The organism is Microbacterium sp. 4NA327F11 (genome assembly GCF_005503465.1).
Lineage (GTDB): Bacteria > Actinomycetota > Actinomycetes > Actinomycetales > Microbacteriaceae > Microbacterium > Microbacterium ginsengisoli.
This window is the reverse complement of record NZ_SCOB01000002.1, coordinates 135,608-157,386: the sequence shown is the minus strand read 5'-3', so window position 1 is coordinate 157,386 and position 21,779 is coordinate 135,608. Positions and strand designations below refer to the sequence as shown.

Annotated in this window: 19 protein-coding genes and 1 tRNA gene; 12 read left to right on the top strand and 8 right to left on the bottom strand. The window is 71.0% G+C overall.

The window, feature by feature from the left end; genetic code table 11:
* Nucleotides 1-23 precede the first annotated feature (23 nt).
* The 4 genes from FFS51_RS02350 (at nt 24) to FFS51_RS02335 (ending at nt 4,674) form a co-directional block, all read left to right on the top strand.
* The gene (locus FFS51_RS02350; protein ID WP_137877439.1) at nt 24-1,574 is read left to right on the top strand and encodes an MFS transporter; all 1,551 of its coding nucleotides are present in this window, start codon (nt 24-26) and stop codon (nt 1,572-1,574) included.
* 35 nt (nt 1,575-1,609) lie between these two features.
* Nucleotides 1,610-2,662: a 3-isopropylmalate dehydrogenase gene (locus FFS51_RS02345; protein WP_137877381.1), complete on the top strand. Its 1,053-nt coding sequence runs from the start codon at nt 1,610-1,612 to the stop codon at nt 2,660-2,662.
* 45 nt (nt 2,663-2,707) lie between these two features.
* Nucleotides 2,708-3,826 (top strand): branched-chain amino acid aminotransferase, encoded by a 1,119-nt coding sequence (locus FFS51_RS02340; RefSeq protein WP_137877380.1) that lies wholly within the window; start codon nt 2,708-2,710, stop codon nt 3,824-3,826.
* Between the two features lie 83 nt (nt 3,827-3,909).
* Nucleotides 3,910-4,674 carry a fumarylacetoacetate hydrolase family protein gene (locus FFS51_RS02335; RefSeq protein WP_045248482.1) on the top strand — a complete coding sequence of 255 codons (765 nt, stop codon included), beginning with the start codon at nt 3,910-3,912 and terminating at the stop codon, nt 4,672-4,674.
* A gap of 53 nt (nt 4,675-4,727) precedes the next feature.
* Here the strand turns inward: FFS51_RS02335 and FFS51_RS02330 are convergent, their stop codons facing one another.
* Nucleotides 4,728-5,795, bottom strand: a complete 1,068-nt coding sequence (locus tag FFS51_RS02330; RefSeq protein ID WP_137877379.1) for an aminotransferase class V-fold PLP-dependent enzyme — start codon at nt 5,793-5,795, stop codon at nt 4,728-4,730.
* Nucleotides 5,796-5,876: 81 nt separating this feature from the next.
* Here FFS51_RS02330 and FFS51_RS02325 point away from each other — a divergent pair, with 81 nt between their 5' ends.
* The 3 genes from FFS51_RS02325 (at nt 5,877) to FFS51_RS02315 (ending at nt 8,522) form a co-directional block, all read left to right on the top strand.
* Nucleotides 5,877-6,839, top strand: coding sequence for a LysR family transcriptional regulator (locus tag FFS51_RS02325; RefSeq protein ID WP_249352625.1), 963 nt, complete (start codon nt 5,877-5,879; stop codon nt 6,837-6,839).
* 11 nt (nt 6,840-6,850) lie between these two features.
* Entirely contained in the window at nt 6,851-8,365 is a 1,515-nt protein-coding gene (gene gltX, locus FFS51_RS02320; RefSeq protein ID WP_137877377.1) for a glutamate--tRNA ligase, read from the top strand.
* Between the two features lie 85 nt (nt 8,366-8,450).
* Nucleotides 8,451-8,522 (top strand) — tRNA-Gln (locus tag FFS51_RS02315).
* A 68-nt stretch (nt 8,523-8,590) separates the two neighbouring features.
* On the opposite strand, the gene FFS51_RS02310 is transcribed toward FFS51_RS02315, so the two are convergent.
* Nucleotides 8,591-8,959 carry a VOC family protein gene (locus FFS51_RS02310; protein WP_137877376.1) on the bottom strand — a complete coding sequence of 123 codons (369 nt, stop codon included), beginning with the start codon at nt 8,957-8,959 and terminating at the stop codon, nt 8,591-8,593.
* Between the two features lie 62 nt (nt 8,960-9,021).
* Here FFS51_RS02310 and FFS51_RS02305 point away from each other — a divergent pair, with 62 nt between their 5' ends.
* Nucleotides 9,022-9,465 (top strand): MarR family winged helix-turn-helix transcriptional regulator, encoded by a 444-nt coding sequence (locus FFS51_RS02305; RefSeq protein ID WP_056206975.1) that lies wholly within the window; start codon nt 9,022-9,024, stop codon nt 9,463-9,465.
* Here FFS51_RS02305 and FFS51_RS02300 read toward each other — a convergent pair.
* Nucleotides 9,462-9,845: a VOC family protein gene (locus tag FFS51_RS02300; protein WP_056206973.1), complete on the bottom strand. Its 384-nt coding sequence runs from the start codon at nt 9,843-9,845 to the stop codon at nt 9,462-9,464. The genes FFS51_RS02305 and FFS51_RS02300 overlap by 4 nt on opposite strands.
* A gap of 131 nt (nt 9,846-9,976) precedes the next feature.
* A complete protein-coding gene (locus FFS51_RS02295; protein WP_045248475.1) occupies nt 9,977-11,488 on the bottom strand; it encodes an MFS transporter in 1,512 nt (503 codons plus the stop codon).
* A 112-nt stretch (nt 11,489-11,600) separates the two neighbouring features.
* On the opposite strand from FFS51_RS02295, the gene FFS51_RS02290 reads away from it, so the two are divergent.
* On the top strand, nt 11,601-12,254 hold the full coding sequence (locus FFS51_RS02290) for a TetR/AcrR family transcriptional regulator (protein WP_048808875.1): 654 nt from the start codon (nt 11,601-11,603) through the stop codon (nt 12,252-12,254).
* A 58-nt stretch (nt 12,255-12,312) separates the two neighbouring features.
* Here the strand turns inward: FFS51_RS02290 and FFS51_RS02285 are convergent, their stop codons facing one another.
* Together FFS51_RS02285 and FFS51_RS02280 are read right to left on the bottom strand one after the other, a co-directional pair.
* A complete protein-coding gene (locus FFS51_RS02285) occupies nt 12,313-13,359 on the bottom strand; it encodes an NAD(P)-dependent alcohol dehydrogenase (RefSeq protein ID WP_137877375.1) in 1,047 nt (348 codons plus the stop codon).
* Nucleotides 13,360-13,508: 149 nt separating this feature from the next.
* Nucleotides 13,509-15,515, bottom strand: coding sequence for a DUF262 domain-containing protein (locus tag FFS51_RS02280; protein WP_137877374.1), 2,007 nt, complete (start codon nt 15,513-15,515; stop codon nt 13,509-13,511).
* Between the two features lie 114 nt (nt 15,516-15,629).
* On the opposite strand from FFS51_RS02280, the gene FFS51_RS02275 reads away from it, so the two are divergent.
* Nucleotides 15,630-16,412, top strand: a complete 783-nt coding sequence (locus FFS51_RS02275; RefSeq protein WP_045248473.1) for a hypothetical protein — start codon at nt 15,630-15,632, stop codon at nt 16,410-16,412.
* Between the two features lie 368 nt (nt 16,413-16,780).
* On the opposite strand, the gene FFS51_RS02270 is transcribed toward FFS51_RS02275, so the two are convergent.
* Entirely contained in the window at nt 16,781-17,668 is an 888-nt protein-coding gene (locus tag FFS51_RS02270) for an aminoglycoside phosphotransferase family protein (protein WP_056206968.1), read from the bottom strand.
* 80 nt (nt 17,669-17,748) lie between these two features.
* Nucleotides 17,749-19,860, bottom strand: a complete 2,112-nt coding sequence (locus FFS51_RS14950; RefSeq protein WP_056206966.1) for an ArnT family glycosyltransferase — start codon at nt 19,858-19,860, stop codon at nt 17,749-17,751.
* Nucleotides 19,861-20,013: 153 nt separating this feature from the next.
* On the opposite strand from FFS51_RS14950, the gene FFS51_RS02260 reads away from it, so the two are divergent.
* Together FFS51_RS02260 and FFS51_RS02255 are read left to right on the top strand one after the other, a co-directional pair.
* Nucleotides 20,014-20,799, top strand: a complete 786-nt coding sequence (locus FFS51_RS02260; protein ID WP_056206964.1) for a DeoR/GlpR family DNA-binding transcription regulator — start codon at nt 20,014-20,016, stop codon at nt 20,797-20,799.
* Complete coding sequence (locus tag FFS51_RS02255; protein WP_056207109.1) at nt 20,796-21,770, top strand: hexose kinase; 975 nt, start codon at nt 20,796-20,798, stop codon at nt 21,768-21,770. Before FFS51_RS02260 ends, FFS51_RS02255 begins: the two co-directional genes overlap by 4 nt.
* Nucleotides 21,771-21,779 lie beyond the last annotated feature (9 nt).

Sequence of the window (21,779 nt, the reverse complement as noted above, 5' to 3'; positions counted from 1 at the left end):
ACCAACTGGACGGTATAGAAATGATGACACTGACTGAAGAGATCCGCCTGGCCGACGAGCAGGGGAAGCGGGTGGGATGGCGCGGCTGGGCCGCGCTCGTCGTGCTGATGCTGCCCGTGCTGCTCATCTCGGTCGACAACACCGTGCTGAGCTTCGCGCTGCCCGACATCTCCCTGCAGCTCGGCCCCACGGCCGTGCAGCAGCTGTGGATCGTCGACGTGTACCCGCTGGTGCTCGCCGGCTTCCTCGTGACGATGGGCACGCTCGGCGACCGGTTCGGCCGGCGACGGATGCTGCTCATCGGCGCCACCGGCTTCGCCGCCGTCTCCGCGGTGACCGCGTTCGCGCCGTCGGCGGAGCTGCTGATCGCCGGCCGCGCCCTGATGGGCGTGTTCGGGGCCATGCTGATGCCCTCGACCCTGTCGCTGCTGCGCAGCATCTTCACTCACCGCGACCAGCGGCGCCTCGCGATCGCGGTGTGGGCGTCGATGTTCTCCGCGGGTGCCGCGCTCGGGCCGATCGTCGGCGGCGTGCTGCTGTCGCACTTCGCCTGGGGCTCGGTCTTCCTGATGGCCGTTCCCGTGCTCATCCCGCTGCTGGTGTTCGCGCCGCTGCTCGTGCCCGAGAGCCGCGACCCGCGGCCCGGTCGCATCGACCCGGTGAGCATCGTGCTGTCGATGGCGACGACCGTGCCGATCGTGTGGGCCATCAAGGAGACCGCCGTTCACGGCGTGGGCACTGTCCCGCTCGTGCTCGTCGTCGTCGGGCTCGCGGCCGGCACGCTGTTCGTGCGCCGGCAGCTGCGCGCGGAGCGCCCCATGCTCGACATGCGACTGTTCCGCTCGGGAACCTTCTCGGGCGCGCTCATCGTGAACCTCCTCAGTGTCGTCGCCCTCGTCGGATTCCTGTTCTTCGTCGCTCAGCACCTGCAGCTGATCGTGGGGCTCTCGCCGATCGAGGCGGGCCTCGCGCTCGTGCCCGGACTCGCCGTGATGATCGCGGCAGGGCTCATCGTCGTGCCGATCGCGATGCGCGCCCCCGCTCGGGTGGTCGTGCCGGTCGCGCTCGTCTTCGCGTTCGCGGGCTACGTGGCCGTCGCGTTCGCCACGGAGTCCGGGTCGCTCGCGGTGCTCATCGGCGCGTTCGCGAGCCTCGGTGCCGGCATCGGCGCGGCGGAGACCGTCTCGAACGAGCTCATCCTCTCGAGTGCCCCGGCCGCCAAGGCGGGTGCCGCGAGTGCCGTCTCCGAGACGGCCTACGAGCTGGGTGCCGTGCTCGGCACCGCGGTGCTCGGTGGCGTGCTCACGGCGCTCTACCGCGCGCACCTGGTGGTGCCGGTCGGCGTGCCCGACGACGTCGCCGTCGCCGCACGCGAGACGCTTGCCGGGGCCGTGCACGCGGCGGGGGACCTGCCCGCCGCGGTCGGTCAGGCGCTGCAGGATGCCGCGGCATCCGCCTTCGACCAGGGAGCCTTCGTGACGGCGCTCATCGGGGCCGCGCTCGTCGTCGTGGCCGCCGTCGTGGCGGCCACTACGCTGGGATCGACCCGCAGCGCGGGACGGTCGGATCACTGACGAGCCGCAGCGCTGCCCTACCCGCGAGGAGAGCAATGTCGCGCGTCGTGAAGCTGGCCGTCATCCCCGGTGACGGCATCGGCCCCGAGGTCGTCGCCGAGGCCGAGAAGGTGCTCGACGCCGTCACGGCCGGCAGCGAGGTCGTCTTCGACAAGACGCGCTTCTCGCTCGGGGCGGCGCGCTACCTCGAGACCGGCGACACCCTCACCGACGCCGACCTCGCCGCCATCGCGGGGCACGACGCCATTCTGCTCGGAGCTGTCGGCGGTGTTCCCGGCGACCCTCGCCTGAAGGACGCGAACATCGAGCGGGGGCTGCTGCTGAAGCTGCGGTTCGAGCTCGACCACTACGTGAACCTGCGCCCGTCGACGCTCTACCCGAGCGTGCCGGGGCCGCTGCGCGACCCAGGCGAGGTCGACTTCGTCGTGGTGCGTGAAGGCACCGAAGGCCCCTACGTCGGCAACGGCGGGGCGATCCGCCGCGGCACGCCGCACGAGGTCGCGAACGAGACATCCGTGAACACCGCCTACGGTGTCGAACGGGTCGTGCGTTACGCGTTCGACCTCGCCGAGCGACGGGGCAAGAAGCTCACCCTCGTGCACAAGACCAACGTGCTCGTCAACGCCGGGTCTCTCTGGCACCGGCTCGTGCTCGCGGTCGGCGCGGAGCACCCCGAGGTCGCCGTAGACTACATGCACGTCGATGCGGCCACGATCCACCTGGTCACGAACCCGTCCCGTTTCGACGTCATCGTCACCGACAACCTCTTCGGCGACATTCTGACCGACCTGGCCGGGGCCATCACCGGCGGCATCGGTCTCGCCGCCTCGGGGAACATCAACCCCGACGGTGCGTTCCCGTCGATGTTCGAGCCCGTTCACGGTTCGGCCCCCGACATCGCCGGCACCCAGCAGGCCGACCCCACGGCCGCGATCCTCTCCGTCGCGCTGCTGCTCGATCACCTCGGGCTCACCACGGAGGCCACCCGCGTCACCCGCGCCGTCGAGGCCGACATCGCCTCGCGCTCCGACGCCCCTCGCACGACCTCCGCCATCGGCGACGCGATCGCCGCGCACCTGCAGGCGTAACCTGACAGCACCGCGCGCTTCGCGCCGAGCATTCCAGGATGTGACATGACTCTCACCGACACGAACGACACCGCTCTCGCCCCCCTCGACTTCGCCGTCACGAAGAACCTCGCCGCCGCCTCTCCCGCGGCCCGCGAGGAGATCCTCGCGAACCCCGGATTCGGCCAGAAGTTCACCGACCACATGGTCGACATCTGCTGGTCGGCCGGCGGCGGCTGGCACCGCCCTCGCGTGCAGCCGTACGGTCCGATCTCGCTCGACCCCGCGGCATCCGTGCTGCACTACGGGCAGGAGATCTTCGAGGGGCTGAAGGCCTACCGCTGGGCCGACGGATCGATCCGCACGTTCCGCCCCGATCGCAACGCGGCGCGGCTGCGCGCGTCGGCCCGTCGGCTGGCCCTGCCGGAGCTTCCCACGGAGTATTTCGTTCAGTCGCTGCGTGAGCTCATCGCGGTCGACGGCGACTGGGTGCCGTCGGCTCCCGAGACGAGCCTGTACCTGCGCCCCTTCATGTTCGCGAAGGAGGCCTTCCTGGGCGTGCGCGCGGCGAAGAAGGTCGCGTACTACGTGATCGCGAGCCCCGCGGGCGCCTACTTCCACGGTGGCATCGCGCCGGTGAAGATCTGGCTCGAGACCGAGTTCTCCCGTGCGGGCAGCGGTGGTCTCGGTGCGGCGAAGACCGGCGGCAACTATGCCGCGAGCCTCCTCCCGCACGAGAAGGCGGCCGCCCACGGCTGCGCGCAGGAGCTCTACCTGGATGCCGCGGAGGGCCGCTACATCGAGGAGCTCGGCGGCATGAACGTCGTGTTCGTGCGACGCGACGGCAGCCTGCTGGTGCCGGAGTCCGACTCGATCCTGCCCTCGATCACCCGTGACTCGGTGCTCACCGTCGCGCGCGATCTCGGTCACGAGGCGGAGATCCGCCAGGTCGCGATCGAGGAGTGGCGCGAGGGCGTCGACTCGGGCGAGATCGTCGAGGCGTTCGCGTGCGGCACGGCCGCCGTCATCACGCCGATCGGCCAGCTCATCGGCGAGGAGTACACCATCGGCGACCCCGACGCCCCGGCGGGCGCGCTCACGATGGAGATCCGCCAGGTGCTCACCGACATCCAGTACGGACGTCGCGAGGACACGCACGGCTGGATGCTGCGCCTCGACGACTGAGCATCTCTCACCGTCACGACGGCGGGCCGCGGCATCCACCGCGCGCCCGCCGTCGGCGTTCGTGCGCTGACTAGGCTGACGGGGTGAAGATCGCCCGTTTCAGCCACCAGGACGCCATCCGCTACGGCATCGTCGACGAGGGCGAGCTCGTCGTGCTCGCCGCCGACCCGCTGTTCGCCGGGTTCGAGACGACGGGGGAGCGCGTGCCGCTCGCCGACGCGGCGCTGCTGGCTCCGGTGATCCCGCGGTCGAAGGTCGTGTGCGTGGGGAAGAACTATCACGACCACGCGGCGGAGATGGGCGGTGAGGCGCCGGCGGCGCCGTTGCTGTTCCTGAAGCCCAACACCGCGGTCATCGGCCCGGGGGATTCGATCGTTCGTCCGCCGCAGTCCGAGCGCACCGACTTCGAGGGCGAGCTGGCCGTCGTGATCGGCCGCATCGCGAAGAACGTCCCCGCCGAGCGGGCGCTCGACTACGTGTTCGGGTACACGGTCGGCAACGACGTCACCGCGCGGGACATCCAGTACTCCGACGGCCAGTGGACGCGCGGGAAGGGCTTCGACACGTTCTGCCCGCTCGGTCCGGCGATCGAGACCGAGTTCGACATCGCCTCGGCGCGGGTGCAGACCCGGCTCAACGGCGAGGTGGCGCAGGATGCCCCGCTGACCGACATGATCCACTCGGTGCCGGACATCATCGCCTACGCGTCGGCCGCGTTCACGCTGCTGCCGGGCGATGTGATCCTCACCGGCACGCCGGCGGGCGTCGGTCCGTTCAACGCGGGCGACACCGTCGAGGTCGAGATCACCGGTCTCGGCGTGCTGCGCAACACCGCACGCAACGCCTGAGTCCGGCGGGCGCGTCGTTCGACGCGCGTCGCTGCCGGAGCTCGGCGAGCAGGTCAGCGACCGAGCGCGCGCGCGGCGAGCTCGACGTCGTCCGCGTCGTTGAACACGTGGAACGCGACCCGGGCGCGACCGGCGCGTCCCGAGGCCGTGATGCCGGCTGCATTCAGACGTGCGAGGTCGCACCCGGTCGGGTCGGCCCACGTGACGATCGCGCTGCCGGTCGCGGGAAGCTCGAGGCGGGCGCGGAACGCGTCGGCGAGCGTGCGGGTGTGCGCGTGGAGAGCCGCCGGATCGAGTCCGGCGAACAGGGCGAGCGCCGGCGCGGCGCCGATGAACGCCTGCCAGGCGGGGGAGACGTCGAAGCGCGACGCGTCGGCGGCGAGGGAGACCTGGCTGCCGTAGCACGAGGTCCACGGGTCCTCGCCGGCGCACCATCCCGCCTGGCGGGCGGGGATGTGCGGCTGGAACCCGGCGGAGACGGCGAGCACCGCGGCACCGCGCGGTGCGCACAGCCACTTGTAGGTATGGCAGATCACGGCGTCGAACGCGCCGCCGTCGACGGGCAGCCAGCCGAGCGCTTGTGTCGCATCGCAGAGCGTGCGCGCGCCGTGGCGGCGGGCCGCGGCGGTGATCGCGGCGGCATCCGCGATCTCTCCCGTGGCCGACTGCACGAGCGAGAACGCGACGAGAGCGGTGTCACCGCGCACCTCGTCGGCGAGGCGCGCGAGCGGGACCGAGCGCACGCGGATGCCGCGCCCGGCGTGCACGAACGGCATCACGATCGATGAGAAGTCGCCCTCGACGCACAGCACCTCGGCGCCGTCGGGCACCGCGGCGGCGATGAGCGCCGCGAGCACCGACGTCTGCGACCCGAGGGCGATGCGGTCGGCGCCGACGCCGAGCAGCGTCGCGGCGTGGCGGCGGGTCTCGGTGACCGCGAGCTCGTAGCGGGCGAGGTCGGGCTGTCCGGAATACGCGGCGTCGAGGTCGGCGCGCAGCGCATCGCGCGACGCCCGGGGCGGCAGCCCGGTGGTGCACGCGGCGAGGTAGCCGCGGCCGCCCGCGAACTTCGCGCGCGCGTCGGCGATCGTCAGCGCGGGGGAGAGTGTCGCGGGTGCCATGTCTCCAGCGTGACGGGGAGGCATCCATTCGTCTAGGACAGGTTATGAATCGAAAACATGCGATCCGTTTATGATTCGAGGATGTCGCTCCCCACCCCCGATCCCGGCTTCGACGCGCACTCGCTGCGCCTCGTGAAGGCGATCGCCGACACCGGATCGATCACCGCGGCCGCCGCCGCGCTGGGCTACAGCCAGCCCGCGGTCAGCCAGCACCTCAAGGCGCTCGAGTTGCGGCTCGGCGTACCGCTCGTCGAGCGGGTGGGGCGGCGCGTGCGGCTGTCGGAGGCGGGGCGCGTGCTCGCCCGGCACGCGCCGACCGTGACGACAGCGCTCGAGGCGGCGGCGGGGGAGCTGGCGGAGCTGCGGGGGCTGAAGTCGGGACGCGTGCGCCTGGTCGGTTTCCCGTCGGCGTCGCCCACGGTCGTGCCGCGGCTGCTCGCCCGGCTCGCCGAGACGGTCGCGGGCGTGACGGTCACCTACGTCGAGGCCGAGCCGCCCGCGGCGGTCGAGGCCGTGCGCGACGACCGTGCCGACATCGCGCTCACGTTCAGCTACCCGGGCGACCGCGATGATCCGCATCGGGCGAGCGCCCAGGGGCTGTCGGTGCGGGAGATCGCGGTCGAGCCGATGATCGCGGTGCTGCCCGCGACCCACCCCGCTGCCGCGCACACGACGGTGGATGTCGCGTCCCTCGCCTCCGACGACTGGATCGCCGGCTGCCCGCAGTGCCGCGGACACCTGCTCGAGCTCTGCGACCGTGCGGGGTTCGTGCCGCGCATCACGTTCGAGACCGACAACTTCGTGGCCGTGGAGAGTCTCGTCGCGCAGGGGATCGGGGTGGCGACGCTGCCGCGGCTGGCCGTGGCATCCTTCCCGGCGCTGCCGGGCATCGTGACCGTGCCGTTGCCCGCAACCGAGCAGCGCACGCTGCACACCGTCACCGCCCACGGCGCGGAGCGGGTGCCGGCGGTCGCCGCCGTGCTCGCCGCGATCGCCGAGGTGACGGCGGCGGTGGCCTCGGGCGGCGACGGCCCGGCGAACTAGACTGGACGGCGATGTCTTCCGCACCGCACCCCGCCACCACGACCGCCGCCGGACCCGACGTTCGGGTGCGGTTCTGCCCCTCGCCGACCGGCCTTCCGCACGTCGGCATGGTGCGCACGGCCCTCTACAACTGGGGCTATGCGCGTCACACGGGCGGCAAGCTCATCTTCCGCGTCGAGGACACGGATGCCGCGCGCGACAGCGAGGAGAGCTACCGCCAGCTCGTCGACGCGCTCACCTGGCTCAAGATCGACTGGGACGAGGGTGTCGAGGTCGGCGGCCCGCACGCGCCGTATCGGCAGTCTGAGCGCACCGCGATCTACGAGGACGTGCTGACGAAGCTCGTCGCCACCGGGCTCGTGTACGAGAGCTACTCGACTCCCGAGGAGATCGACGCGCGCAACGAGGCGGCCGGCCGCGCGAAGCAGCTCGGTTACGACAACCACGACCGTGACCTCACCGACGCGCAGCGCGAGGCCTTCCGCACCGAAGGGCGCGAGCCGGCGTTCCGGCTGCGGGTGCCCGACACCGACCTGACCTACGTCGACCTGATCCGCGGCGAGGTGACGTTCCCGGCCGGATCCTTCCCCGACTTCGTCATCGTGCGGGCGGGCGGCAAGTTCCTCTATCCGTTCACGAACCCGGTCGACGACGCGCTCATGGGCATCACCCACGTCATCCGCGGCGAGGACATCATGCCGTCGACCGCGCGCCAGCTCGCGCTGTACGACGCACTCATCCAGGCGGGCGTCACCGACGTCGTGCCCCGCTTCGGCCACATGCCGCTGGTGCTGGGGGAGACGGGCACCAAGAAGCTCTCCAAGCGCGACCCGCAGGCCGACCTGTTCCTGCAGCGCGAGCGCGGCTTCATCCACGAGGGACTGCTGAACTATCTGGCGCTCCTCGGCTGGTCGATCGCCGCCGACCGCGACGTGTTCTCGCTCGAGGAGTTCACCGCCGCGTTCGACATCGCCGACGTGAACCCGAATCCGGCCCGCTTCGACCAGAAGAAGGCCGAGTCGATCAACGGGGACCACATCCGCCTGCTCGCCCCCGACGACTTCGCCGCCCGCATCGTGCCGTACTTGCAGCACGCCGGTGTCATCTCGGATGCCCCGACCCCCGCGGAGACCGCGCTGATCGCCGCCGCGGCACCCCTCGTGCAGGAGCGCGTGCAGGTGCTCGGCGACGTGCCGGGCCTCCTCGGCTTCCTGTTCACCGACACCGTCACCTACGAGGACGACGCCCTCGCGGGGCTTCCGGCGAACGCCGGCGAGGTGCTGGTCGCGTCGGTCGGTGCACTCGAGGAGGTCGCCGAGCAGGGGTTCGTCGCGGCATCCGTGCAGGACGCCCTGCAGACCGCGCTCGTCGACGGCCTCGGCCTCAAGCCGCGAGTCGCCTACGGCCCGCTGCGCGTCGCGCTGAGCGGTCGCCGGGTGTCGCCGCCGCTGTTCGAGTCGATGGAGCTGCTCGGCAAGCAGGCCACCATCGCGCGCCTCGACGCGCTCGTGCAGCGGATCGGCTGACCGCCACCGGCGTGCCGCGAATTGGCGCGCGGGGAGGGCGTCGGGTAGACTCGACCCTCGGTGCGACTGAGGTCGTTCACCCCCTTGGGGTATGGTGTAATTGGCAACACGGCTGATTCTGGTTCAGTTGTTCTTGGTTCGAGTCCAGGTACCCCAGCAAGACGAAGAAGCCCGGAAGTCCGCATCTCGCGGAGCATCCGGGCTTCTTGCTGTGTGCGGCGAGACTCAGCCGCGGTCGTGCAGCGTGACGTGGTACCCGTCGGGGTCGGCGAACGTGAACGTGCGGCCGAAGGGTCCGTCGAACGGTGCGGTGACGATGGGGTGGCCGGCGGCTGCCAGGGCGTCATGGATCTCCTGCACGCCAGTCGCGTGCAACCAGAGGGCGACGCCGAGACCCGGCTGCGCGACGCTGTCGAGATCGGTGCCGGCGACCAGGTCGCGCAGGGCGAAGGCGATGGGGGTCGTCGTGAAGACGACGGCGTGCGGCGGACCTGCGGGGGAGCGTTCGAGGCCGAGGAAGTCTTCGTAGAACGCCTGCGATGCGTCGAGGTCGCGCACCTGCAGCGAGACGAAATCGGGGCCGGTGACGGGCATGGGTGCTCCTTCGATCTGGTGTCAGATTTCTGACATGCCCGAGAGTATGTCAGAATACTGACATGAGTCAAGCCGGTGAGGCGATCGACCTCGACACATCGCTGGGATACCTGCTCAAACAGGCGGCCAGCGCGCTGCGCGCCGCCATGGAGGACGCACTTCGCCCGCACGGCATGACGGTCACCCACTACTCCTGCCTTGAACTGCTCGCGCAGCGGCCCGGACTCTCGAACTCCGAGCTCGCCCGCGGCGCGTTCATCACGCGTCAGTCGATGAACGTGCTGCTGCAGGCTCTCGAACGCGACGGGTCGGTGGTGCGGCCGGCCGAGGCCGCAGTGGGCAAGGCGCTGCCGGCGCAACTGACCGAGCTCGGTCGCGAGCGGCTGGCTGCGGCCTCCATCGCGGTGAGAGGCGTCGAGAAGCGGATGCTGGTGGGCATGACCGACCCCGAACAGGTCGCGGCCTTCGGCGCCCTGCAGAGCATGGTGCGCGCGCTTCGCTCCTAGGGGCGGGCGCCGACGCGGATCTCCTGCAGCGACCAGGAGTTGCCGTCGGGATCGCGGAAGTGCGCGTACAGCACCCCGCCCATGTCATCGATGCCGCTCACGGTCGCCCCTCGCGCGACAAGTTCGTCGCGGGCCGCAGCGACGTCGTCGACGACGAGGTGAAGGCCCGTGATCACCGACTCATCGGGCGTGGGGAGCCCGAAGCCGGTGCCGAACGCGATGGAGCACGCCGAACCCGGCGGGGTGAGCTGCACGATGCGCATGCCCTCGCGCGGGCTCACATCGTGGTCGAGGTGGAAGCCGATGACATCCCGGTAGAACGCGATGCTGCGGTCGACATCGGAGACCGGGATCGGGACGAGTTCGAGCTTCATGTCCATCGGACGCCTCCTTCTCGGGTCGGCTCGAGGTGCGGGCCGCGCGGCCCACACTACTCACGCCGAACACACGACGACGCCCCATCGGTCGCGCGGCGGAGCCGCAGCGACCAATGGGGCATCGGTGTTCGAGATCAGTGCGCGGCGACCGGCAGCGCGTCGGGGTCGGCGACCGTCGCGACCGACGTGCCGCGGCCCTTGCGACGGAACAGCAGCACCGAGAGCACCGCGCCGACCGCGAAGAAGATCGCGCCTGACACGTAGGCCGCCTGGTAGCCCGCGATCGCCGCCGACTCGCCGAGCGTGGGCGTGCGCACCGTCTGCGCGGCGATGTAGTTCGTCACGGCGGTGGCCGCGATCGTGTTCAGCAGCGCCGTACCGATCGATCCGCCGACCTGCTGGCTCGTGTTCACCATCGCCGAGGCGACGCCCGCGAAGTGGCGGTCGACGCCCAGCGTCGCGGTCTGCATCGAGGCGGGCATGATCGAGCCCATCGCGAACCCGAGAACGAGCAGCGCCGGCAGCACGTCGGCCGCATAGGTGCTGTCGAGCGAGAGGCGGGTGAGCAGCAGCATCCCGATCACTCCCAGGACCATGCCGAACGGCACCATCACCTTCGCGCCGAGGCGGGGGAGGAGCAGGTTGGTCGACAGCTGCGCGGCGATCACCAGCATCACAACCATCGGCAGGAAGCCGAGGCCGGTCTGGATGGGAGTGAACTTCAGCGAACCCTGCAGGAAGTAGGTCAGGAACAGGAAGATCCCGAACATGCCCGCACCCGCGATGAGGATCGAGAGGTAGGCGGCTGCGCGGTTGCGGTCGAGCACGATCGTCAGGGGCAGGAGGGGGTGCGACGCGCGGCGCTGCCACAGCACGAACGCGATCAGGAAGACACCCGCGGCGGTGAGCACGCCCCACGCGAGCGGCGAGTCCCAGCCGTCGGTCTCGGCGTTGGCGAAGCCGTAGACGATGCCGAACAGACCCGCCGACACCAGGATGGTGCCCGGCACATCGAGCTTCGGACGCGGACCGTGACGCTCGATGCGGCCGACGAAGACGATGACGCCCACGATCGCGACGATGGCGATGAACACGTTGATGTAGAGGTTCCAGCGCCAGTCGAGCTTCTCCGTGAGGAACCCGCCGAGGAGCAGGCCCACGGCGCCCCCGGCGCCGGCGATCGCACCGAACACTCCGAACGCGCGCGCCCGCTCGCGCGGGATCGTGAAGGTGGTGGTGAGCACGGCCAGCGCCGTCGGGGCGAGCAGTGCGCCGAACGCGCCCTGCAGGGCGCGCGAGGCGACCAGCACCTCGAAGGTGGGCGCTGCGCCACCGAGAGCGGATGCCGCGGCGAACCCGACCAGGCCGATGATGAACGCCGGCTTACGGCCGATCAGGTCGGAGATGCGACCGCCGAAAAGCAGCAGTGCACCGAAGGCGAGCGAGTAGGCCGTGATGACCCACTGGCGGTCGCCGTCGGAGAAGCCGAGGTCGGCCTGGGCGGAGGGGAGGGCGATGTTCACGACCGTCGAGTCGAGCACCACCATGAGCTGCGCGAGGCCGACGATGACGAGAGTCAGCCAGCGGCGCGACGAGGGAGCCGAGGGAGTGGAGGCGGCCGGGGCGGTCGCGGTGGGGGAAGTCATGACGGTCACTCTATACGGAACTGAAGCGTTCCGGAAATGAAAAGTTCTAGAACTCTTTCGTACCGATTCGACGTAGACTGTGAGGACACCCCCGCGAAAGGAGACCGCTGCGATGACGCCGCTGGATCTCGTCGACCCCCTCCTCGCCGAGCCCGACCTGTCCGATGTCGAGGGCGTGAAGCCCGGCCGCAAGCGCGATCACACCCGCGACCCGGAAATCCTCGATGCCGCCCTCGAGGTGCTCGCCGAGACCGGCTACGACGGCATGACGGTCGACATGGTCGCCACGCGGGCCCGCGCAGGCAAGGCCACGCTCTATCGCCGCTGGCCCTCGAAGGCCGAGCTCGTCATCGACGCCGTCGCCTGCATGAAGCGCGGCGCGTACGACCAGGACTCACTGCCCGACACCGGCACGCTGCGCGGTGACCTCGTCGCCATGATCAAGGCTCCGTCGATCGAAGACGGCGAACGCAAGCTGCAGATCATGGCGGGCATCGTCTCGATGCTCTCGCGCTCTCCCGAGCTCGCCGACGCCGCGCACGACGCACTGGTCGAGCCGCGCGCGGCCGCGAACCGCTTCCTCTATCAGCGTGCGAAGGACCGCGGGGAGATCCCCGACGGGCGCGACCTCGAGCTCGTCGCGACCGTCAGTTCGGCGATGGTCGCCCACCGTGTGCTCATGGAGCGTAAGCCGGTCACGCGCGAGTTCCTCATCTCGGTCATCGACCACGTGGTGCTGCCGGCGCTCGGCATCCCGCGCGACTGACCCGCAGACGCACGAACGGGCGCCGGATCCCTCCGGCGCCCGTTCGCTGTGTCGGCGCTCAGGCGTGCGGAACGATGACCGCGCGCGCGGACAGCTTGCCGTCCTGCAGTAGGTGGTACGCCTCGAGGGCGTCGTCGAGCGAGAAGCGCTGCACATCCGGGGTGATCAGCCCCGCCCGGTACATCTCGACGACGTCGTGAAGGTCGGCCACCGTGCCCCAGTACGAGTTCGTGATGACCGACTCGTAGGGCGTCGTGAAGAAGTTCCACGACACGGTGCCGCCGGCGATGCCGACGACCTGGATGCGGCCTCCCACCGCGACGCTCTGCTGTGCGAGCGCGATCGTGGGAGTCGCGCCCACGAAGTCGAACACGGCGTCGACACCGCGCCCGCCGGTGAGCTCGCGGATGCGCGCGGCCTGGCCCTCGCCGCCCGCGACGGTGACGGCGCCACGCTCGGCGGCGAGCGTCATCGCGTCCTCCTTGGTGTCGGTCGCGATGATCGTCGCGCCGGTGAGAGCCCGCAGGATCTGCACCGCGATCTGGCCGAGTCCGCCCAGGCCGATGACGAGGGCGAACGCGCCGCCCTTGTTCAACTGCGGCAGCGCGAGCCGGATCGCGTGATACGGCGTGAGGGCGGCGTCTGCGAGGGGCGCGGCCGCGACCGGATCGGCGTCGCCGAGCGGCACGAGGTGCGCGGCCGGAACCGTGACGTACTCGGCCATGCCGCCGTCGCGACCGAGGCCGATTCCCTGATACGGCAGCGTCGCCGCGTTCTCGCAGTAGGTCTCCGCGCCCTGCACGCACGCGCGGCAGTGGCCGCATCCGGTGGGTCCGTAGACGAGATACGCGTCACCCGGGGTGAAGCCGGTGACCCCGGCGCCGACCGCCTCCACCCAGCCCGAGGTCTCGTGGCCCAGGGTGTACGGCGGGGTGAGGCCCGACACGCCGGTGCTCTCGTCGAAGTCGTGCCACAGCGACACATCGCTGTGGCAGGCGCCGGAGCCGGCGACCTTCAGCAGCACCTCCCCGGGACCGGGCTCGGGGCGCTCGACCTCCTCGAGAGTGGGGAAGGTCTTCCAAGCCGTCAGGCGTACAGCACGCATCGTCACGTCCTCCAAGGCGTCACAGTCTGAAGGCCCGCGCGCGGGTGCACGACGGGCCGGCGCCCGCGTCGCCGGTGCGGCTCGCGCGTCGCATCTACACTACGCCTGTCGAACAGTTCGGATGCCGCGGCCCGGGGCTGCGGCATCCGTCACATCGCGGCGCCGATGTAGCTGTACTTGACGAACACCTCGGGCGCGATGCCGGCCTCGAGCAGCACGTCCTGCACGGCACGCAGCATGTAGGTCGAGTCCCAGCCCATGTAGAGGTGGTGGGTCGCGTCGATCGTGTCCCACTGGCCGTTCCATGCCCGCTCGGAGAAGATCGGACCGCCGTTGCGCTCGGTGAACCGCACGACCGCAGCACGGTCATCGGCCCAGAGTCGCGTGATGATGCGATGGAAGAGGTAACGCACGTCGTAGACCTCCCAGTGCTCGCCGCGGTACTCGACATACGAGAACTCGCGCTCCCAGCCGTGCGGCCAGCCGCGCCGAGGCTTCGCATCGAGGATCGGGGTGAGTCCGTCGTCGTCGATCTCACCCGTCGCCGCGCGCGGCCAGGTCGCGACGAGCGCCGCGGTGAGCTCTGCCGTGCGCTGCGCGATCGCGGCCGTCGACCATTCGGCGATCTCGGCGACCGCCCGCGTCTGCGGGATGGCGCTCGACCCGAGCAGGCGGCGCTTTGTCGGATAGGGAGCATCGATCGCATCGATCGCCAGCTCGTCCTCGAGGAGCACCACGTTTCCGAGACTCTGGGCGAGGGCGCGATAGGCGTTCTGCTCGTCATCGCTCAGGTCGCCCCAGAGGCGCACGCCGTCGGGCGTCCAGTCGTCGCCCGGCGCGAGCGGTGCGATGTGGTCGACGATCACGTCCGGATCTCCGTCGCGCGAGGCGAGCCGCCCGAGCACGTAGCCGGGATGCGGCACATCGCCGAACTTGAGCGCGACGCGCACCCGCTCGTTCGAGGGGGTGATGCGGGCGACCGCGTGGATGAGCGACGACTCGCCCTCGCTGTGCGCACGGCACAGCCGCGCCACGATGCGGTCGTTCGGCACCCCGACGATCTCGCGGCGCAGCAGCAGGGACTCCACGCTCTGCAGGGTCGTCAGCAGTTCGGCGTGGGTGCGGTGACCCGACCCGTGGTCGGCGATCGCCCGCATCGCGAGGGGGAACGCCACCCGGCCGAACGTGCCGATGCCCGCCGTGTGCGTGCGTACCGCGGGGTCTGGCTCGAGCGACGGGTCGAGCAGACGACGATAGATCTCGGCGAACGCGCGCCACTCTGTTGCGTGGCGACGCAGGGCTGCGGCATCCAGTCTCGGGAACCGCTGCCGGAACGCGTCGTAGACCGAGCGATGACCGGATGCCGCCAGCTCCCGCCCGGTCGTCATGATCAGGTAGTGGCGCCAGAACGCCGCGATCGCCTCGCCGGTGGCCCGCTCGATGGGCAGCCAGTAGTCGTCTTCGATCTCGGTCTGCTGCTCGCGCGTGAGTCCCATGAGCACGTAGTTGTGGATCAGCTCGTGGTCGCGCAGCGGCTCGCCCGTGGAATTGAGGCTCTCGAAGGTCTGCTGCGCGTTCGCCTCGGCGCCGAGCGCGATCGCCACGTGCTCGAGCCGGGTGAGACCCCGCCACACCGCGGCGGCGTCGTGCACGCCGATGCGGCTGCGGAAGAACGCGTAGTTGTCGTCGAAGCGCGACGCCCGCTCAGCGTCGTCGGGCGAACGGCGGTCGAGCACGACCTCCTCGAACACCTCCGCCCACGCGCGGTGGGGGCGCAGCTTCGTGCGGGACGGATCATCCGCCCGCACCAGCACGCGGCGCAGCTGGGCCGCGAGCGGAGGGTCGGTGTCACGCAGGGTGTGCGCGAGTGCCGCCACCAGCAGCATGAGGGTCGTGATGCGCTGCTGCCCGTCAATCAGCACGAGCTCGGTGTCGGCGGCGTCGGTCGACGCAGTGGAGAGCACGGAGCCGATGAAGTGGGTCTGCCCGGGTTCGGCCTCGGCGACCGCGCGCACATCGGCGAGCAACTGCTCGCACCCGCCGATGTCCCACCGGTACTGCCGCTGGTACACCGGAACCACGATGTTGGTGCCGGGAGACGACAGCCAGTCGATGGTGTTGACCGCGGATGCCTCGATGTTTCTGGCTGCTCCCATGATGGGGGATTTTACCGGCCCGCCCCCGGGGCCGTGGGAGGAGGCAAGGGTAGGCTAACCCGCGCCGGGCCTGTTAAAACTTCGCTGGCCCCTGGACGAAAGGCTGACCACCTCATGGGTTACATCACCTCCGCCGCGCTCGAAGAGACCGGCTACGTCGTTCTCGACAGCTACAACAAGCCGCTCGACCCCAAGGAGTGGCTCGACATCGAGTACGTCGACTGGAAGTCGTCGGGCGACACGCGCTTCGCACCGCTTGCAAGCGCCTTCGGCGAGATCGAATGCAACGGCTTCTGGAACCACAAGCCGCCGCGCACCGACAAGGACGGCGTGTGGATCCCCGCCCAGACGGAGCTCGCCCCGACTCTCACCGAGCGTGCGCTCGAGCCGGGCGCGAACGTCGGCCGCTGCCGCATCATCGAGCTGCAGCCCAACAGCTACGGCGACTGCCTCTACAACCTGCACCAGGACGACAACAACCGCCTCAACCCCGACGGCACCGGCTGGGTCGTGCGCGGGTTCTTCAATCTCACCGACGACACCGAGAGCTACTTCGTGCTGCGTCACAACCGCACCGATCCCGAAGGCGAGGTGCGCATCGCGCTGCCGGCCGGCGCGCAGCTGATCATCGACACGCAGCGCCTGTGGCACGCCGCCACCCACCTCGGCACCGAGCCCCGCTACTGCCTCATCACCTCGTGGGAGTCCGGCCCCGAGCTCGACGCGTACATCGAGAAGTACCACGGCGTGAACCACGTCGAGAGCGTGCCGATCTCGCAGGAGACCCTCGACGCAGGCCAGGCCGAGCAGGCCCGCCGTGACGCGGCCCGCGCCGCCTATTACGCCGCCAAGGGTCAGGCCGAGCTCGCGGCGCAGACCGCGATGAGCGAGGCCTGAGCCGCGGCATCCGTCAGACGCCCCGTTCCGCAGCGGCGGAGCGGGGCGTCGTCTTTCGTGCGGGCAGCGTCCCGTGCGTGGAGACAGGTGATCTGGCGAGAACAGGACGGATGCCGCGGCGTTCTCCTGCGCTCGTGTGATCGCCTGCGTGCCGTGCACCGCCCCGGCCAGACGCCGCCCCGCGGCGGCGCCGGGCGTCTCGCGCGTGGAGACAGGCGATGGCGCGAGAACAGGAAGGATGTCGCGGCGTTCTCCTGCGCTCGGGTGATCGCCTGCGTTCGGTACAGCGCCACGGCGAGTGGTCTCTCCGCGGCGGCGCCGGGCGAGGCGGGCAGATCTCGCGCGCCGGCACGGCGAGCCGGGCAGATCTAGCGCGCCAAGTCGGCGAGGGCCGCGCGCGCCTCGGCGGCGTAGCGGGGGTTGTCGTCGCTCGCGCACAGCAGCACGGCGATGAACGCCGCCGCCCAGCCGCGCGCCCGGAGGGCGAGCGGGCTCCCCTCGTCGACACCCGCCTCCGCCAGGAACCGGGCACGGTCGACGGGCGAGAACGCGAGCCACCCGACGGCGATGTCGTAGCAGGGGTCGCCCGCGGTGAGGTCGCCGAAATCGATCAGCGCGACCAGGCGCCCGCCCCGCACCACGACATTGCCCGGGTGCAGGTCGCCGTGGAGCCACACCGGCGGCCCGATGTGCGGTTCTGCCGTGAGGGCGTCGTGCCACGCGGCATCCAGAAGTGCGTGCTCGGCAGCCGACACCGGAGCCTCGCGCAGCCGCGCCCGAATCGACGCGTCCCGGGCCGCAAGAGGCACTCCGCGGAACGGATTCTCGGGGAAGGATGCCGCGGGCATGTGCAGCGCGGCGATGCCCGCGGCGAGCGGGCCGGCCCACGCTCCGCGCTCCGCGCGCGGCACGTCGATCGCCGCCTCGCCGTCGAACCACGGCACGAGACTCCACGGGAACGGTGTCGCCTCGTTCGCGTGCACCGCGACCAGGGGAGCGGGGGCGCCGACTCCGGCGGTCGCGAGACGGCGGGCGATCGCCGGCAGGAACTCCTGCTCGTGCCGCACCAGCGCATCGGCGACCTCGCGCCGCGGCAACCGGGCGGCGTGGTGCTCGCCCACCCGCCAGAGTGCGCAGTCCCAGCCCTCCGCGGCGAACGCGAGCGGAGCCTCGGCGAACTCGGGCGTGGCGGCCCGCAGCAGCCCACGCACGAGCAGCTCATCGATCACGCGGTCGGCCGCGGGGGAGTCCGGCATCCGATCACCTTAGGCCGACACAGACGGATGCCCCGGCTCGAGGGGAGAGCCGGGGCATCCGTCGTCTGAGGCCGCGCCCCTCAGGACCCGGTGCTCGATGCCGAGCAGGAGTAGAGGTTCGAGCTCGGCGAGTCGCTCACGCTCGAGCAGTTCTGCTCGACCCACGACTGGATCTCGCTCGACGTGCCCGACGACGATCCGCCCATGCCGCCGCCGCCCCCGCCCGCTCCGCTCAGCAGCACGTAGGTGAGCTTGCCGCTGGAGACCAGGGCCTGGAACTCGGCGAGCGTTGGCACCGGGTCGCTGCCGCTGAAACCGCCGATCGGGAGCACCGAGCCGCCGTCCGAACCGATGATCAGCCCGGCCGCCTGCTGCGCGCCGAACGTCGCGACCAGGTACTCGGTGCTCGACGTCGCGTGCTGCTCGAGCCAGGTCATCAGCTCGGCGTCCGACGACGACGAGCTCGACATGCCCGCGATGCCCTGGCCGCCGAGACCGCCCTGCGCGGAGCCGCTGCTGGATCCGCCGAAACCGCCCTGCGTGCCGGGGCCGCCCTGCGCGCTCGATCCGCCGGGGCCGCCCGCGCCACCCGGGCCGCCGGAACCGAACCCGCCCTGGCTGCTCGACGAACCGCTCTGCGAGCCGAACCCGCCGGGGCCGCCCTGGGCCGAGGACGAGCCGCCTTGGGTCTGACCGCCGAAGCCGCCTTGACCGCCGGGACCGCCTTGTCCGCCGCCGGGACCACCCATGCCGCCGCTCATGTCCGCCACGCCGCCCGCGACCGGGTTGATCGAACTCGGGTGCGACATGGTCACGACCGACCAGACCGTCGGGGTGAGCAGCAGGCCCACTCCGGCGACGAGCGCGGTCACGAACCGCAGGGGGCGGGTGCGCGCGCGCTCCCAGTAGATGAGGCCGATGGCGACCGCCGCGGCGACCAGCTGCAGGATCGAGACGACGATCGAGTAGCCGCCGTACGAGATGCCGATGATCAACGCCGTGAGTGCGGCGACGCCGACGAGGGATGCCTGCGCCCACCGGATGTTCGCCTTCCGGGCTGCGCCGAACGCGAGGCCGACCGCGAGCGCCATCGGCACCGCGAGCGACGCCGTGTAGAACTGGTGCATGCCGGCCACGACCGAGAACATCGCGGCGTACGTCAGGAACCAGACACCGATCAGCACGGTGATGGTGCGCGGCACCTTGGCGATCCAGAGCACGACGAGGGCGAGCAGCGTCACCGGCACGAGCCAGCCGATCTGCCCGGCGAGCTGCGTGTTGAACAGGCGGAAGATGCCGGCGCTGCCCGAGAACGGCGGAGTGAACGAGTTGTAGGCACTGCTGTCGGCGGTGCTCGAACCGAACCGGCCGAGACCGTTGTAGCCGAACACCATCTCCCAGGCGCTGTTGTGCAGCGTGCTGCCGATGTAGGGCCGCGAGGACGCCGGCACGAGCGAGACGATCACGATCCACGCGACGGATGCCGCGGCGCTGATGACGCCGGCGACCAGGAGCGTCCAGATCTTGCGAACCCACGGCTGCCGGCTGCACAGGTACGCGATGCCGAGCGCCGGCCACGCGGCCCAAGCCTCGAGCATGTAGCACTGGAAGGCAGCCGCGATGAACAGGCCGGCGGCCACGAGCCATCCGAAGCTCGCCTTCTGCACCGCGTGGACGGCGGCCCAGGCGGCCGCGGCGATCGCCAGCACGAAGAAGGACTCCGGCTGGTTCGAGCGCGAGACGGCCACGAGGATCGGCGTGGTCGCGACGACGGCGCCCGCGAGCAGACCCGCGGTGGTGCCGGCGACCCGTTTGGCGGTCACCGCGGTGATGAGCGCGGCGCCGACGGCGGCGAGGGCATTCGGCAGGATGATCGCCCAGGTCGAAAACCCGAACACTCTCACGAACAGTGCGGGCACCCAGAACGAGCCGGGGATCTTGTCGAGCGTCACGGTGCCGGCGGGGTCGAACGCACCGAAGAAGAAGTTCGACCAGCTCTTGCTCATCGACAGCGCGATGGATGCGTAGTAGTCGGACTGCGATCCGTTCCAGACGCCCCACGCCGTGAGAACGGCGGCGCCGAGACCGAGGAGGACCAATCCGAGGGGCCAGACACCCCAGCGCCGACGAGCGGCGACCGAGGCCGGGGGAGAGACGGGTACGGCCTGAGAAGGCGGGGCTATGGATGTCACGTCGGCGACGCTATGCGGCGACTCGATGTCCGGTCTCGGCGAAGTCTATGAGGTGTCTGTGGACGGCGAGGAGTGGCTGTGTGGGGCAATGTTGCTTTGGATGTTGTTTTGTGTGTGTTGGTGTTGTACTTTGTGGATGTCCAAGGAGGGTCCATGTACGCGACGGAGCGCCACGCGCTGATCGAACAGCTCGTCACCAGTGACGGGCGCGTGTCGGTCATCGACCTCGCCGAGCGGTTCCAGGTCACCACCGAGACGGTGCGTCGCGACCTCGCCGTGCTCGAAGACGCCGGCCTTCTGCGTCGGGTGCACGGGGGAGCGGTCTCCACCGACCGCATCAGCACGATCGAGCCGACCGTGCTCGAACGACGCACGCAGCATGAGGCCGCCAAGATCGCGATCGCCCGCCGCGCGCTCGAGGCCATCCCGGCCGGCTTCACCGGCTCGATCTTCCTCGACTCCGGCACCACGACCGCCGCCGTCGCCGACGCGCTCTCCGAGCGCCTCGCGCGCGTCGACGCGACAGCCGACGTCATCACCAACTCCATCGCCCTCGCACCTGCCCTCGCCGACGCCCCCCGCGTCTCCCTGACTGTCATCGGCGGACGGGTGCGATCGGCGACGGCCGCGGCCGTCGGCGCGACGACCGTCGCCACCATCGCCCAGCTGCGTCCCGACATCGCCTTCGTCGGCACCAACGCCATCTCCGCCGACTTCGGCCTCAGCACCCCCGACATGGAGGAGGCCGCCGTCAAGGCCGCCATCGTGCGGGCGGCGCGCCGCGTCATCCTGGTCGTCGACGGCTCGAAGTTCCAGCGCGAGTCGCTGCGCCGGTTCGCCGGGGTCGAGGACATCGATGTGCTCGTCAGCGAAGCCGACCCGACCGGCGAGCTCGCCGCGGTACTCGCCTTCGCCGATGTGGAGGTGTGGCGCGCATGATCGTCACGCTCACCGCCAACCCCTCGCTCGACCGCACCGTCACCCTCGCAGGCCCGCTCGCACCGGGAGAGGTGCAGGCCGCCGTCTCCGCACGCGAGGATGCCGGCGGGAAGGGCATCAACGTCGCCCGCGTCGCCGCCGCCGCGGGAGAACGCGCCGTCGCCGTGCTGCCGCTCTCCCCGGAGGATCCGTTCCACACCGTGCTGCGCGCGACGGGCATCCCCGCTCGTGCGGTGCCGGTCGCCGGGCACGTGCGCTCGAACATCGCCATCACCGATCCCCGCGGCGAGACGACCAAGCTGAATCTGCCCGGCGCCGAGCTGAGCGCCGCCGAACGGGCTGCGCTCATCGAAGCCGTCGTGACCGCGTCGGCCGGGGCCCGCTGGCTCGTGCTCGCCGGGTCCGTGCCGCCCGGCGCCGGCGACGACCTCTACGTCGACGTGATCGCCGCGACCCGCGGGCGGTGGGGCGCGCACGCGCCGCGCATCGCCGTCGACACCTCGGGCCCCGCCCTCGCCGCGGTCGTCGCGGACGCCCACCCCGACCTCATCAAGCCCAACGACGACGAACTCGCCGCGCTGCTCGACGACGACGCGGCGCGCGACGCCGACCCCGCATCCCTCGTCGCCGCGGCACGCCGGTTCGTTCCGACCCGTGTCGGCGCGGCGCTCATCACCCTCGGCAGCGCCGGCGCGCTCCTCGTCACCGCGGACGGCGCCTGGATCGGGCGTCCCCCGCCCATCCGCCCGGTCAGCACCGTCGGCGCGGGCGATTCCTCCCTCGCCGGCTACCTCCTCGCCGACCTCGACGGTGCCGAGGAGTCGACCCGGCTCGCCACCGCCATCCGCTATGGCGCGGCCGCGGCATCCCTGCCCGGCACCCAGGCGCCCACCCACGCAGACCTACCTGTCGACGAGATCCCCATCTCGTCACTCCCCGCGCCGGCGAGCGTCCCGCTCACCGACCACTGAAACCCACCA

Coding starts and splice junctions, on each gene's coding strand:
- FFS51_RS02255 (WP_056207109.1), top strand. CDS start 20,796: ATGATCGTCACGCTCACCGCCAACCCCTCGCTCGACCGCACCGTCACC.
- FFS51_RS02350 (WP_137877439.1), top strand. CDS start 24: ATGACACTGACTGAAGAGATCCGCCTGGCCGACGAGCAGGGGAAGCGG.
- FFS51_RS02310 (WP_137877376.1), bottom strand. CDS start 8,959: ATGCCCGTCACCGGCCCCGATTTCGTCTCGCTGCAGGTGCGCGACCTC.
- FFS51_RS02270 (WP_056206968.1), bottom strand. CDS start 17,668: ATGCCGGACTCCCCCGCGGCCGACCGCGTGATCGATGAGCTGCTCGTG.
- FFS51_RS02285 (WP_137877375.1), bottom strand. CDS start 13,359: ATGCGTGCTGTACGCCTGACGGCTTGGAAGACCTTCCCCACTCTCGAG.
- FFS51_RS02295 (WP_045248475.1), bottom strand. CDS start 11,488: ATGACTTCCCCCACCGCGACCGCCCCGGCCGCCTCCACTCCCTCGGCT.
- FFS51_RS02305 (WP_056206975.1), top strand. CDS start 9,022: ATGAGTCAAGCCGGTGAGGCGATCGACCTCGACACATCGCTGGGATAC.
- FFS51_RS02275 (WP_045248473.1), top strand. CDS start 15,630: ATGGGTTACATCACCTCCGCCGCGCTCGAAGAGACCGGCTACGTCGTT.
- FFS51_RS02345 (WP_137877381.1), top strand. CDS start 1,610: ATGTCGCGCGTCGTGAAGCTGGCCGTCATCCCCGGTGACGGCATCGGC.
- FFS51_RS02340 (WP_137877380.1), top strand. CDS start 2,708: ATGACTCTCACCGACACGAACGACACCGCTCTCGCCCCCCTCGACTTC.
- FFS51_RS02300 (WP_056206973.1), bottom strand. CDS start 9,845: ATGGACATGAAGCTCGAACTCGTCCCGATCCCGGTCTCCGATGTCGAC.
- FFS51_RS02330 (WP_137877379.1), bottom strand. CDS start 5,795: ATGGCACCCGCGACACTCTCCCCCGCGCTGACGATCGCCGACGCGCGC.
- FFS51_RS02260 (WP_056206964.1), top strand. CDS start 20,014: ATGTACGCGACGGAGCGCCACGCGCTGATCGAACAGCTCGTCACCAGT.
- FFS51_RS02280 (WP_137877374.1), bottom strand. CDS start 15,515: ATGGGAGCAGCCAGAAACATCGAGGCATCCGCGGTCAACACCATCGAC.
- gltX (WP_137877377.1), top strand. CDS start 6,851: ATGTCTTCCGCACCGCACCCCGCCACCACGACCGCCGCCGGACCCGAC.
- FFS51_RS02290 (WP_048808875.1), top strand. CDS start 11,601: ATGACGCCGCTGGATCTCGTCGACCCCCTCCTCGCCGAGCCCGACCTG.
- FFS51_RS02325 (WP_249352625.1), top strand. CDS start 5,877: ATGTCGCTCCCCACCCCCGATCCCGGCTTCGACGCGCACTCGCTGCGC.